This is a genomic window from Pseudomonas sp. Irchel s3h14 (assembly GCF_900187425.1).
In the GTDB taxonomy this organism is placed as follows: Bacteria; Pseudomonadota; Gammaproteobacteria; order Pseudomonadales; family Pseudomonadaceae; genus Aquipseudomonas.
Map to the genome: position 1 here is coordinate 213,271 of NZ_FYDJ01000007.1, position 13,389 is coordinate 226,659.

Sequence of the window (13,389 nt, forward strand, 5' to 3'; positions counted from 1 at the left end):
CTAGCGCATCACGAAGGGATCAGGCATGGGTGCCTGAGAGAGGTTGATCCACACCGTTTTCAGCTCGGTGTAGGCCAGCACCGAATCGATGCCGCTCTCGCGTCCGTAGCCGCTGTTCTTGAAACCGCCGATCGGCGCCATGGCCGAGACGGCGCGGTAGGTGTTGACCCAGATAATCCCCGAGCGAACGTCCCGGGCCAGGCGATGGGCTCGCCCCAGGTCGCGGGTCCAGATGCCGGCGGCGAGGCCGAACTGCGAGTCGTTGGCAATCGCCAGGGCTTCGGCTTCATCCTTGAAGCGAATCACCGAGGCCACCGGACCGAACACCTCTTCCTGCATGATCTTCATCGAGTTGCGGTCGCATTCGAACAGGGTTGGCTCATAGAACCAGCCATCCCCCAGATTCTCGGGACGCTTGCCGCCCAGACGCAGACGCGCACCCTCCGCCACGGCATCGGCTACCAAGCCTTCGACCACGGCCAGTTGTTGAGCAGTGGCCATCGGGCCCATTTCGCTACTGTCTTCCTGCGGGTTGCCGATGCGGATGCGCTTGGCGCGTTCGACCAGACGATCGACGAACTCATCGTAGATTTCGTCCTGTACCAACAACCGCGAGCCGGAAACGCAGCTCTGGCCTGATGCCGCATAGATCCCGGCAATCGCACCATTGATAGCGCTGTCGAGGTCAGCGTCGGCAAAGATAATGTTCGGTGATTTTCCGCCCAGTTCCAGCGACAGCTTGGCGAAGTTCTCGGCGCTGCTGCGCACCACATGCCGGGCCGTGGCAGCGCCGCCGGTGAAGGCGATCTTGCGCACCAGCGGATGGCGGGTGAGGGCGGCGCCGGTGCTTGGGCCGTAACCGGTGACGACGTTGACCACGCCCGGCGGGATACCGGCTTCCAGCGCCAGGCGAGCCAGCTCGAGAATGGTTGCCGAGGCGTGCTCGGACGGTTTGATCACAATGGTGTTGCCTGCCGCGAGGGCCGGTGCCAGTTTGATCGCCGTCAGGTACAGCGGGCTGTTCCAGGGAATGATCGCCGCGACCACACCCATGGCTTCATGCACCGTGTAGGCAAACAGGTCCGGCTTGTCCAGCGGCAGGGTGCCGCCTTCGAGCTTGTCGGCCAGGCCTGCGGTGTAGTGGAAGAACTCCGGCAGGTAGCCGACCTGACCGCGGGTTTCGCGAATCAGCTTGCCGTTGTCGCGGCTTTCCAGTTGCGCCAGTTGTTCCTTGTTTTCAGCGATCAGGTCACCGAGGCGGCGCAGCAGTTTGCCCCGAGCGGTGGCGGTCAGGCCGCGCCAGGCCGGGCTGTCGAAAGCTGTCTGCGCAGCCTGCACAGCGCGCTCGACATCGGCTTCGTCGGCATCGGGTAATTCAGCCCAGGCTTGAGCCAGGGCCGGGTTCAGGCTTTCAAAGGTTTTGCCGGAGAGGGCATCGACCCATTCACCGCCGATGCACATCTGGAAGCGTGCGAGTGTCATGCAACGATCCCCTTTATTTGGTTTTGTCGGGCGTTTGCCGTGTCGAGAAATTGCAGCAACAACTGGTTGACCAGACGCGGCGATTCTACGGGCATCATATGCCGCTGCTCGGCGAGCACGGCAACGGTAGCGCCGGGAATTCGCTCGGCCAGTTGCTGGGCCATTTCCGGTGTCGAGCCAGGGTCCAGTTCGCCGGTGGCGACCAGTGTCGGCACCTGAATACTTCCCAGATCTTCCGCGCGGTACATGTCTTGGGTCGCGAACAGCTCATAAGTGGTCAGGTAACCCTGCGGATCGTTACCCGCCAAGGTCTGGCGCAAGGCGGCGATCTGCGCCGGATTGGCCGCCTGATATTCGCGGCTGAACCAGCGCGACAGCGCCGCTTCGGCGTTGGCGTCCGGACCATGCTCGGCTGCCTGAGCGGTGCGGGCAATGACACCGGCGCGTTGCTCGGGGCTGCGGTTGAATACGCTGTTGAGCACCACCAGGCCTTGCAGGCGTTGCGGGTAATGCAAGGCAAACGCCCGTGCCACCAGCCCGCCCATGGAAAAACCGATCACCGTTGCCTGAGGCAGTTGCAGGTGGTCGAGCAGTTCCAGCAACTGGTCGGCATAGCCGAGCAGAGGCGTGCCGCTTTCCGGGCGCGGGCTGGCGCCATGGCCAAGCATGTCGTAGGCAATCACACGGTACTTCGTGGCCAGGCCAACGACCTGGCCGCCCCACATTTCTTTGTTCAGGCCCACGCCGTGGATCAAAACCACGGGCTGGCCTTGGCCGGTCGCCAGGTAACTGGTGCCAGCCGGGGTGCGTTCAGCGGTGAGCCGAATCATGGAGCGCTCCTGCATGCCTTTTTTGTTGTGGTGACTGACCTGGATTACTGGGCGTTTTCCGCTGCCAGTTCTTCCAGATCGATGTAACGGTTGCCGATGCGTGGGTGCAGGCGACCGCCATCGGCGCAACCCAGGACCACGACGATTTCATCGGCGCGGGGCGCGTCTTCGATCTGCATTTCAAGGGTGATGTAGTGCGAACGCAGGCCTTCGTCGTCTTTATGCATCATCGGAATCTGGATCGAGGTGCCCGGGCCGCCGCGCTTGTTGGTGAAGCTCAGGTAGCTCTTGGCTTTCACCGCTTCGCGATAATGGTTACCGAAACGCAGGGTATGGATTACGGCGGAGGCGTGCTCGATTTCACCGTCGGCGCCGACTACCGCGGCCTTGCCATAGGCTTCGATCTTCTCGGCGCCGCCGATGATGCCCACCAGGCGTTCGACCATCAGTGCGCCGAGGTCGGAGCAGTTGGCGCGGATTTCAGGCTTCAGATCTTCGACGAAGCCGCGGCCCAGCCAAGGGTTTTTCATCACTACGGCCAGCCCGACCATGGTCACAGGCTTGTCAGTAGCCTTGCCGCCTTCAATAAAGGTTTCTTCGACATAGCTGACGATCTTGCGGATTTCGAAACTCATGAGCTGCTCCGTGTAGGGTGAGAGTGTCTGTGCGTCTGATGGTATACCATAATACCTGAAGTACAAGTCCCTGAAATGAGTTTGTGCTCGAACAGTCGACAAATGGCCAGTCCCGCGTCTTGGTGGCAGTAAAGGCGCCTGCGGATAAATAGGCTGCGCAGGCAGGGGTGGAAGACCACGCCTGTGGTGTTGAGGATTTAAAGGTATTACCCAGGGCAAGTTAGATTGGTGGGGCAAGGCGACAGGGACCCAGTGGAGACGGATGTTGGAAAAGTCATCATCGACTCGGTCGGCGGGTGCTCGTAGGTGGAGGGCTACACGGCACTGAGTCGATCACCCAACAGGTTCCAGGCGAGTTTCTTCTCTTCGGCATAATCGTGATGCAGGTAGTGGCGCCTCACTCAAGAACAAGCCAGTACATGGTTTTGGCAGCGATCAATGACATCCAAGCTGACTCCCAAAGCCTGCATCATGGTCGCGACCGTGCGGCGCAGGTCATGAGGCGTCCAGTCGCCGCTCTGACCGTCAGCAAGGACCAGGGTATCGTCGTGACGCCGTCGTGAGAGGGCCTTGCGGTTTTTGAATCGAGCCTGCTGATCGCCTACCTGCTTACTCCACTTTCACATCAACATGCTGATCATCCTGCTTGTTCGGAAAGCACCACCTGGAGTCTCCCGTGAGGGTCTTGAGTTCCTGAAAGAAATGCAGGGCGAAGGGTGAGAGGAAGACATGGTGGTCCTGCTTCTTGCCGCGAGTGCCTTTGACACTTTCACTGGGGAGAAACCACGTCTGCTGGTCCAGATCGGCATTTTTCCATTCGGCCTGCAGCAACTCGCCTATCCGGCACAGCGTACCCCGGCTGATCCAGAGCGCGAGTTGAGTCTCCTTCTTCAGCGGCCGAATGCCCTCGTACTTTTGACCGGCGGGGAGGGCGTTGTAGTCGGCGGTCATTTGTTGGAAGCGGTTATGCAGTTTCAACAGCTCAGGCGCCAGTACCGGTGTATGTCATCGGCAAGGACATACTGACGGCGGGCCTGCTGGCCCGTCATTGCTCAATAGGATTCTCACCAGCCCCGACGAGCTTGAGAGCTCACTTACTGGTGTATTTCAGTGACAGACATGGTGAAGACCAGCCGGGATCTACCTGCATTGGCGTAGGAGTGTGGAACGTCCGTTTTTGCCACTGCGGAGCTTCCAGCAGGGATGACTAATTCGGTTTCCCCGACAACACATTTCAGTGTCCCTTTCTCCACATGGAACAATTCAAGTGTGCCCTGAGGGTGTCCTTGTGACGAAAAGGATTCACCTGGGAACATTTCCCAGCGCCACAACTCAATCATGTTGGGCCCTGTCGTTCCTGCAAGAAGCCGGGCTGTCCCACCCAGATCACCGGTCCAGAGAGTAGGGATCTCCTGACTGTCGATAATGTGGGCAGCAGGGGCGTCCGTCACATTGACGATGTCTGCAACAGAAAGCCCCAACGCTGCGGCGATTTTGCAAAGGATGCCAATGCTCGGGTTAGCCGTACATTTCTCAATTTCGACGACCATTCCTTTACTCACGCCTGAGCGACGGGATAGTTCATCTAACGTGATTTTCTGATTCTTTCGTGCCTGTTTGAGCGTGCGCGCAACTGCCAGGCTCACAGTCTGAGCATCAGCGCCAGGCGCGGTCGATATACCGGTATTTATGGTCATTGTTGATGATCATGAGAAAAAGTTGAAAGGGATTCTCGACGCTTGCCGCTAGTGTCGTCAATCTGCTCGGTAGTTAAGCCTGATCAGTAAGGTCGATATATTGACTTTTTTGGTCGCCAGTGGCTAGCATGAAACGACATGTGGATCACTGGAGATTTTTGATGCTGTCCGTACTGCCGTTAATTGACCAAACAGTTGCAGAGCTGGCACCGGGCTTCAGGGCGCTGAGCATCGTAGTGCGGGCTGCGCCCCTCACCAACCCTGGCGTTGCTCAAGCGGCCTTGGATCGCGCTTGCCTGTCAGTGTTGTCAGATGGACCCGGCTGGGGAGAAGCCCATCTGGCAGCATGGGCAGAGACCTTTCGAAAATTCGGGGCTAAGCCGCAACGTACGCCTTGCTCAGCCGAAGCGTTGCGCAAGCGGGTTTTACGTGACGGCAGCTTGCCGAGCCTGGATCCCATAGTTGATCTCTACAATGCCATCAGTATCGAGTACGCGATCCCAGTAGGCGGGGAAAACATAGACGCCTATGTGGGCTCGCCGCAGCTCGTGGTCGCAGATGGCACTGAGCCTTTTGACACCATGAAAGAAGGTGCTGCAGCTTACGAGTATCCAGACGCCGGCGAAGTGGTATGGCGTGACGATAAAGGCGTGACATGCCGTCGTTGGAATTGGCGGCAAGGTGTCAGAACACGGCTGAGTGCTGATGCAAAACACATGTGGTTCATTCTGGAAAGTTTGCCGGCGATGCCTCTCGAAGCGCTGACGGAAGCAGGTGACAAGCTTATCGAAGGCCTGCAACTGATGATGCCAGGCGTTCAGATTGAGAGCTCACTGATTGGTCCTGGAGCCAATCAGTCAATAGACGAGACCATGGAGTCATGAATGATGTTTACCGGCCTTAGTGCATTTCCTTTGACGCCTATGAATGAGCAAGGTGTGGATGAAAATGTCTTTACTCGTCTTGTTGAGCAACTGGCAGCAGCGAATGTCGACTCCATCGGTGCACTCGGATCTACCGGTAGCTATGCGTATCTTTCTCGGGCTGAGCGCTCTCGAGTTACGCAGTTGGCAGTAGAGGCGGCGGGCAATGTGCCTGTCATGGTCAGCATTGGATCGCTACGCACGCGTGACGTGCTATTGCTGGCCGAGGAGGCACAAAAGGTGGGTGTCAGAGCCTTGTTGCTACCACCTGTTTCCTATCAGAAGCTATCTGCGGAAGATGTCTTTTCATTGTATGAAACGGTCACGGCCAATATCTCAGTCCCGCTATGTGTCTATGACAATCCGGGTACTACCCATTTCGAATTTACTGACGAGCTGCATGGACGCATTGCCGAGCTACCCAATGTGAGTTCAATCAAAATCCCTGGCGTTCCCGAGGCACCATATCTTGCCAAGGCACGCGTGGATCGTCTTCGAGAGCTGGTTCCGAACCACGTTACGATCGGGGTGAGCGGTGATGTCTTTGCTGCTGTCGGCATGAATGCTGGCTGTGACGCCTGGTACTCCGTCATGGGAGGGCTGTTCCCCAAGACGGCGCTAGCGATTACGCGAGCGGCATTGTCTGGTGATGCCCATGAAGCCACACGCCTTTCTGAATGCTTAAAGCCACTCTGGTCGTTGTTCAGGCAATTTGGAGGTAGCTTTCGTGTCGTGGCGACTGCCGCAGAGCTTCGTGGATTTACCCAGCATCCAAGCGTGCCCCTGCCGCTCCGAACGATAAGTGGTGAAGGGCGTAAGCAAATTGCCGCGGTGATCGACGAGCTCGAACTGAACTGAACCTGGCTTCTTACATAGAAGGAGGACGCCTGCCCACCATGTTCCATGAGGCAGGCGAGCAGGTTTCTAGCGTTTCAAAAACGTTGTGAAGTGGTCCTTGTGATCCTGCAGGATCTCGCGTGGCAAGATAGTTCCAATACCCCCTCGATGTTGCAGACCATGGGAAAGCACATGCGCCAGAATTTGCTCCTTCGTCATGTTGCCTGGCTTCCCGTCCTTGAAAATAAACGCCACTGGATCAGACAATTCCATTGCGGTGACTGATTTGGTGTAGTCAACAAACCATTGATTCGCTATGGAAAATTGTTCTTCTAGCGGAGTCAGGTTCGGCGGTTGGTCAGTCACGACGGAGTCAAATTCGTCTGGGTTTCCTTGCAGTCTGGCGATGAACAGCTGATCAACAATGTTGATGTGGCTGAGCCAGTACATCGCTTTCGCCATTTCGTCTGGATAGGATTTCGCCGCCGGGGCTTTCAAGCATTTGAATAGCTCCTCCTCAGACCATGCCTTGTACTGGTAAAGCGAATGCAGAAGGTTCTTGGCACACATGGTTTTCTCCCGGATTTCTAAACTGACAGATGTCTTGTGCTATTCGATGAGGTGGCGCCAAAGGCCTCATTTCGTATGGCTGAAAAAGGACTATTGGACAAATGGAATAGTCACTATATTGACTTTTATAGTCAATGGAAGGAAGCTGGATGACAAGCGATTTAAATCGTCGCATTGGATTTCAGCAGAGCACCGCCAGAGAGGCGGCTGGCTCAAAGATTGCGGGAGGGTGTCTCAGATTATGAAATACGTCAGCACGCGGACCCCTGGCAAAACATTCGAGTTCAGTGACGTGCTCATGGGCGCGTATGCACCAGATGGAGGGTTGTTCGTCCCTCTCAAGGTTCCTCGCTTCAAAAAGGAGGATCTCTCCAGGCTGGAATGGCTTCCTTTCCATGAACTGGCACGCCATGTGATTGAGCCGTTTATGGGTAGCTGGATCCCTCAAGATCAACTGTCTCAGATTCTTGAGGAGACGTTTGACTGCTTTAAAAGCAAAGCGGTTGCACCGCTTTACCAAACGGCGAGTAATGAGTGGATATTGGAATTGTTTCACGGGCCAGCAGGCGTCTATCAGGACTTTGGTCTCCAATTGATGGCTCGCCTGGTTGAGCACGGTTTACTGAAATCTGGAAAGAAAGCGCTTGTTGTAGGTTGCACCGGTGGAGACACAGGCGCTGCTGCTATAAAAGCTTTCTCTGGTATGCAAGGTGTAACCGTAATTGTGCTGCATCCCTCCAGCGGAATAACGGAAGAGCATAGACGCCGCTTATTGAGTACGGGTGAAAAAAACATAGTTAATGTTGCTGTCGAAGGGGATTACTCTGATTGCCATCGCCTCTGCGAACAGTTCTTCAAGCACAATAACGAAACGCAGCAGCTGATATCGTTCAATTCCGTGAATTGGGTTCGAGTACTTGCGCATCTTTCCTTCTATTTTTATTCAGCGCTTCAACTAGGGGCGCCTAACAGGGAAGTTGCCTTCAGCGTACCTACCGGTAATTTTGGTGCGCTGTATGCGGGCTACATTGCCAGGGAAATGGGGTTGCCGATCCGGCAATTGATTGTGGCCACCAATGCCAATGCGGGGTTGCATAACTTTCTCCAAACTAATCTCTACAGTCGTAATGAAATTCGCATTACCAATACCCCTAGTATGAACGTTTCACTGGCCTCGAATTTTGAACGTTTGCAATGGAGCATTCTTAACCGGCGCGGAGAAAAAGTAGCCCGAAATATGGAGTTATTAGAGGGCGAGGGTTCGATTCAGTTAGAGCAAGATGAATGGTTGGAGGCGCGTAAACTTTTCGACTCTCTGTCCGTGGAAGATTCGGATGCTTTCAGGAGCATTCATGAGGTGTTTGCGCAGAGTGGTTATCTGGTCAGTCCCAACACCGCAATTGGCCTGCGAGCTGCTCGTGCCAGCAGGCGCAGCTTGTTAATTCCGATGATCTGTCTGGCGACAACACACCCATCGAAGAGTGCCGTAGTGACTGATGAATCAGACGCGCTGGGTGTCATCAAAGGGATCGGTGCTCCTCCTAGACCCGATTATGGATGCGTTTCAATTCCTAACGATGTTGGCGCATTTAAGCAGCTCATTCGGACGTTGTCCACAGACACGGAGTCTCGCTCGTTATAAGTTTGGAGTTAGAGATGAAACGTGTTTTAGATAAAGTTGATGAGAAGATATTGGAAGAGCTCACGCGTAACGCGCGGCTTGCTCATAATGATATTGCAATGAAAGTTAACTTGTCCCGGAATGCGGTCAGGCTACGGATTGAAAGATTGGAGCGCGATGGATACGTCAGGGGCTATACGATCATTAAAGGTATGCCCTCCACGGATGCCGGGCCCATCAACGCGTTAATCTTCGTTTATCGTAAAGACAGGATGCGCGATGCTGAAGTTGTCCGTTCTGTTGTAGCAATGCCTGAAGTCATTTCATGCAATGTAATGAGTGGCGATCTTGATATTGTATTGACGGTCGAGGCTATGAGTTCAGATCGTATCCATAGGGTCTGGAGTGAAATCTCAGCGCTGCCAGGGGTTCTAAATACTGTGACCTCTTTCGTTTTATCCTGCACCAAGTAGCGTTGACAAAGCAAAGTGCGCCGTTGCACGAGCATTTTGCTCGCAATAACGTTCTGTTTGCCATATTCGTGAAAGCACGTTGACGAATTACTATTTCAGCACCAAAACATAACAATGAGATCTTTGTCGTGACTGAATATAAAATTGCTCTGCTTGGCTTCGGTGGCGTCAATCGCGCCCTCACTCAGCTTATCGCCGATAAGAACTCACTCTGGGCGAATGAATTGGGTTTCAAACTGAAGATTGTTGGTGTCAGCGACCTTTATCTTGGCTCAATTATCAACAAAGAAGGTCTGGATGCACATGAATTGGCCGCGGTACCTGCCGCCAAAGGTGGTTTCAGAACCTTGCCAGGCGGCAGTGCTGAGCCGGCTAACGAAACGGTCATCCGCTTCTCGGGTGCAGATATCGTTGCTGAGGCAACGTTCACAAACCCCGTGGATGGAGAGCCAGCCACTACGTTCTGCCGCTGGGCTTTAGAGAAGGGCGCCAGCGTTGTGACCACCAACAAAGGGCCGGTGGCACTGCATGCTGATAGTTTGAAAGCGCTTGCAGAAAGCACCGGCGCCCGCTTCGAATTCGAAGGCGCGGTGATGAGCGGAACGCCGGTTATCCGTTTGGCCAAAGAGTCCCTGGCAGGTTCGGAAATCAGCGGTTTCAAAGGGATCCTCAACGGTACGTCCAACTTTGTCCTTTCCAGCATGGAAACTGGTCTGGACTTCTCCGAGGCTGTCGCAAAGGCCCAGGAGTTGGGTTATGCCGAAGCTGATCCAACAGCGGATGTGGAGGGCCATGATGTACGTCTGAAGGTCGTCATTTTGGCGAATGAACTGCTGGGGGCAAAGCTCAAGCCGAGTGATGTCCTTTGCAGGGGTATTTCTGAAATTACCGCCAAAGATATTGCTGAGGCGACTAAAGCCAATGCCCGATGGAAGCTTATCGGCAGCGCAGAGAAACGGAGTGATGGCTCGATCTCGGCCTCTGTTAGTCCTCAGTTATTGCTATCCAATGACGCGCTCTGCGGTGTGAGTGGCGCGACCAACGCCATTACGTTTAATACCGCCATTCTCGGCCCTGTAACCGTGGTGGGCGCTGGTGCCGGTCGCTTTGAAACTGCCTTCGCCTTGCTCACCGATATTGTGAGCATTCACAAGCACAAAACCCAGTCAGGTAAGTAATCATGAATAGCTTGAGTCTCTCACTCGCTGCTGATTATAAAGCCATTACGGTGCTTAGCCCGTTTGACGGTAGCAAGGTGGGTGAGGTGGCAGACATACCTGCTTCATCAGCCACTACGATAGTCGACACGGCTATTTCGGGTGCCTTGATTGCCAAGGATCTGCCGCGACATGAACGTGCACGCATATTGGAAAAAGCTGCGTTTTCGGTTGAACGTGATAAGGACGCCTTTGCCAAACTGATTGTGGCTGAGTCGGGCAAAACGCTGAAACAGGCGAGAAAGGAGGTGTTGCGCTGCGTCAATACCTTGAAGTTGTCGGCGGAGGAAGCCAAGCGTAATGCCGGTGAAGTGATCCCTTTCGATGCTTATGTCGGATCCGAATCTCGCCAGGGATGGTTCACTCGTGAGCCCCTTGGTGTAATCGTCGCGATCACGCCCTACAACGATCCCCTCAATCTAGTCGCACATAAACTTGGGCCAGCAATTGCAGGTGGAAATGCGGTTGTACTCAAACCGTCTGAGCTCACACCGCTATCAGCGATCAAGCTGGTGGATTGTCTTATCGATGCAGGCCTACCTCCAGTTGTTGTGACAGTCGCCACAGGAGGCGCTGCGCTGGGCAAGGCCTTGGTCGCGCACCGGGCGGTACGTATGGTTTCGTTCACGGGCGGCTTCGTCACGGGTGAACAAATCTCGCGTACAGCCGGGCTCAAAAAACTGGCGATGGACCTGGGAGGAAATGCCCCAGTCATCGTGATGGCCGATTGTGATTTGAATGAAACAGTCGACTCGTGTGTGTCGGGTGCTTTTTGGGCTGCTGGCCAAAATTGTATTGGTACCCAGCGGATTCTAATTGAGGCCCCGCTCTACGAAGCATTCAAAACACGCTTCATTGAAAAAACCAGCCAGTTGATCGTGGGTAATCCAGCGGATGAGCAGACAGATGTCGGCCCGATGATTACTGAGGCGTCAGCCAAGCGTACCGAGGAGGTGGTGAATGACGCCATCGCGAAAGGCGCGACCTTGCTGTTTGGCAATGTACGCAACGGATCGCTGTATTCGCCCACTGTCCTGGAAAGTGTCGACCGCCACTGCAAGCTGTGGTGCGAAGAAGTGTTCAGCCCTGTTGTGATACTCCAGAGCGTGGGTTCCCTGGATGAGGCTCTGACGCTCGCCAACGAACCAGACTACAGCCTGCATGCCGGGATCTTCACCAGTAATTTGAATGTTGCGCTGAAGGCAGCCAAGCGGCTTGAGGCGGGCGGCGTCATAATCAACGACTCCTCGGACTATCGATTCGACGCAATGCCTTTCGGTGGTTTCAAGTACGGGAGTATGGGCCGTGAAGGTGTGCGTTTCGCCTATGAAGATATGACGCAACCCAAGGTTATTTGCATTAACGGTGTAAGTGGAAGCTAAACAAATCGTTCGAATTTTCAACGAATGACACAACAATAAAATCAGAGGAATCGACATGCGTCCCGATAAGCACAACCTATCAACATTATCTGCAGCGACGCTGGCAGTTCATGGCGGGAATATCGCGGATGTCACCAGTGGTGCCGTCCGTACGCCATTGGTCATGGCTAACTCCTATCTCTTGCCCGAAGATCCGGCAACCATGGACTGGTCGAGTCCAGACGGCCTTGTGTATACGCGTAATCAAGGCCACAACCAGGTTTGTCTAGAGAAGAAACTCGCAGCCCTCGAGGGTTGTGAAGATGCAGTGGTATTCGCGACCGGTGTCGCCGCGTTGCATTCGGTGTTTTTTTCTTTCTTGAAAAGTGGCGACCACGTCATCGTCAGCGACATCACCTACCAAGCCGTTTGGCGACTCTTCGCAGAACTCCTGCCTGAACGTTACGGGATCGAAGCGACGTTTGTAGACGTCGGTGATCTGGAATCGGTCCGTCAAGCCATTCGGCCTAACACCAAGCTGATTCATACTGAAACGATTGCCAACCCGACCACCAAAGTTGCAGATATTGCAGCGTTGGCTGAAATTGCTCATGCGCACGGCGCACTGATCTCAGTAGATGCAACGTTCACTCCACCTCCATTTTTCCGCGCGAGTGAGCACGGTGTCGACTTCGTCATTCACTCGTTGACCAAGTACATCAATGGTCATGGCGATGCGATGGGTGGCGTAGTGATCGGCTCCCACCAGTTGATCTACAAGATTAAAAATGATGCATTGGTCGACCTCGGCGCGACCATTTCACCTTTCAATGCCTGGATGATCATGCGCGGGTCGGTCACGCTGCCGCTGCGTCTGAAACAACTGTTGAGCACGGCTGAAAAACTGGCACAGTTTCTTGATGCCGACGATCGTATCGCCTACGTCTACTACCCGGGTTTGCCTTCCCACCCCCAGCACGAGCTGGCGCGCCGGCAATTTGCAGGCAAGGGATACGGCGCAATGATGGCCTTCGCGGTGAAGGGCGATCCAGATATGCAGAATCAGTTTGTTTCGAATTTGCGCATCATCACTTCGGCCGTTTCATTAGGGCATGACGAATCGCTGATCGTGCATGTGGGGGCAGAGGGGCGGGGTGGCTTTGACAAGTATCCCGAAGAGTTCCGTCAGTACGGTCATTTGCGTTTTTCTGTTGGGCTGGAAGATCCAGAAGACTTGATCAAGGATATTACGTTCGCTCTGGATGCAACATTCGAGTGATTTAAATACAGGCGTCACGCAGCCAGGGTTTGGTCAAACCCGTCTTTACCCCCGTGCTCGCGGGGGTCTTTTTAAGAAAGTTAAAAGGGTTTGCCCTATTAAAGGCTAACTGTTCGTTCGCTGGCGTTTTAGGAGAAGCTCGTGGCTTGGGTAAGTTTGGTGATTGCAGGAATACTTGAAGTTGTCTGGGCGTTTTCGATGAAACAGTCGGAAGGTTTTACGCGGTTCGTACCGACGGTTATTACACTTATAACAGTGATAGCCAGTTTTGCGCTGCTCTCGTTCTCTATGAAAAGCTTGCCGCTGGGCACGGCTTACACTATCTGGACCGGTATTGGCGCTGTGGGGGCATTCGCAGCGGGCACTTTTTTCCTGGGTGAACCTGCCAGCCTGCTGCGCGTTGTGGCCGCCATCTTGATTGTCAGCGGCTTGCTGATGATGAAGTTGGTGTCCGCCTGAACGAC

Annotated in this window: 13 protein-coding genes and 1 pseudogene; 8 read left to right on the forward strand and 6 right to left on the reverse strand. The window is 54.6% G+C overall.

What is annotated here, in order from left to right; genetic code table 11:
- The 5 genes and pseudogenes from CKW16_RS16290 to CKW16_RS16310 form a co-directional block, all read right to left on the reverse strand.
- Positions 1 to 1,482, reverse strand: a complete 1,482-nt coding sequence (locus CKW16_RS16290) for an aldehyde dehydrogenase (RefSeq protein ID WP_095129274.1) — start codon at positions 1,480 to 1,482, stop codon at positions 1 to 3.
- The gene (locus tag CKW16_RS16295) at positions 1,479 to 2,312 is read right to left on the reverse strand and encodes an alpha/beta fold hydrolase (protein WP_095129275.1); all 834 of its coding nucleotides are present in this window, start codon (positions 2,310 to 2,312) and stop codon (positions 1,479 to 1,481) included. Before CKW16_RS16295 ends, CKW16_RS16290 begins: the two co-directional genes overlap by 4 nt.
- Before the next feature lie 44 nt (positions 2,313 to 2,356).
- Entirely contained in the window at positions 2,357 to 2,947 is a 591-nt protein-coding gene (locus tag CKW16_RS16300) for an amino acid synthesis family protein (protein WP_003182108.1), read from the reverse strand.
- Between the two features lie 206 nt (positions 2,948 to 3,153).
- Positions 3,154 to 3,943: pseudogene (locus tag CKW16_RS16305) on the reverse strand (site-specific integrase); the annotation flags it as partial.
- 98 nt (positions 3,944 to 4,041) lie between these two features.
- A complete protein-coding gene (locus CKW16_RS16310) occupies positions 4,042 to 4,644 on the reverse strand; it encodes an XRE family transcriptional regulator (RefSeq protein ID WP_095129276.1) in 603 nt (200 codons plus the stop codon).
- 161 nt (positions 4,645 to 4,805) lie between these two features.
- On the opposite strand from CKW16_RS16310, the gene CKW16_RS16315 reads away from it, so the two are divergent.
- Entirely contained in the window at positions 4,806 to 5,528 is a 723-nt protein-coding gene (locus CKW16_RS16315) for a B3/4 domain-containing protein (RefSeq protein WP_095129277.1), read from the forward strand.
- Complete coding sequence (locus tag CKW16_RS16320) at positions 5,529 to 6,425, forward strand: dihydrodipicolinate synthase family protein (protein WP_256580499.1); 897 nt, start codon at positions 5,529 to 5,531, stop codon at positions 6,423 to 6,425.
- Positions 6,426 to 6,491: 66 nt separating this feature from the next.
- On the opposite strand, the gene CKW16_RS16325 is transcribed toward CKW16_RS16320, so the two are convergent.
- On the reverse strand, positions 6,492 to 6,974 hold the full coding sequence (locus CKW16_RS16325) for a DinB family protein (RefSeq protein WP_095129278.1): 483 nt from the start codon (positions 6,972 to 6,974) through the stop codon (positions 6,492 to 6,494).
- 241 nt (positions 6,975 to 7,215) lie between these two features.
- On the opposite strand from CKW16_RS16325, the gene thrC reads away from it, so the two are divergent.
- The 6 genes from thrC to CKW16_RS16355 all read left to right on the forward strand — a co-directional run bounded on the left by thrC (position 7,216) and on the right by CKW16_RS16355 (position 13,384).
- Complete coding sequence (gene thrC, locus CKW16_RS16330) at positions 7,216 to 8,616, forward strand: threonine synthase (protein ID WP_095129380.1); 1,401 nt, start codon at positions 7,216 to 7,218, stop codon at positions 8,614 to 8,616.
- Between the two features lie 14 nt (positions 8,617 to 8,630).
- On the forward strand, positions 8,631 to 9,068 hold the full coding sequence (locus tag CKW16_RS16335) for an Lrp/AsnC family transcriptional regulator (RefSeq protein WP_095129279.1): 438 nt from the start codon (positions 8,631 to 8,633) through the stop codon (positions 9,066 to 9,068).
- A 128-nt stretch (positions 9,069 to 9,196) separates the two neighbouring features.
- Positions 9,197 to 10,246: a homoserine dehydrogenase gene (locus CKW16_RS16340; protein WP_095129280.1), complete on the forward strand. Its 1,050-nt coding sequence runs from the start codon at positions 9,197 to 9,199 to the stop codon at positions 10,244 to 10,246.
- Positions 10,247 to 10,248: 2 nt separating this feature from the next.
- On the forward strand, positions 10,249 to 11,667 hold the full coding sequence (locus CKW16_RS16345) for an aldehyde dehydrogenase family protein (protein WP_095129281.1): 1,419 nt from the start codon (positions 10,249 to 10,251) through the stop codon (positions 11,665 to 11,667).
- A 55-nt stretch (positions 11,668 to 11,722) separates the two neighbouring features.
- Positions 11,723 to 12,925, forward strand: a complete 1,203-nt coding sequence (locus tag CKW16_RS16350) for a PLP-dependent aspartate aminotransferase family protein (RefSeq protein ID WP_176471563.1) — start codon at positions 11,723 to 11,725, stop codon at positions 12,923 to 12,925.
- Positions 12,926 to 13,066: 141 nt separating this feature from the next.
- Entirely contained in the window at positions 13,067 to 13,384 is a 318-nt protein-coding gene (locus CKW16_RS16355) for a multidrug efflux SMR transporter (protein ID WP_095129283.1), read from the forward strand.
- The last annotated feature ends 5 nt before the right edge of the window (positions 13,385 to 13,389 follow it).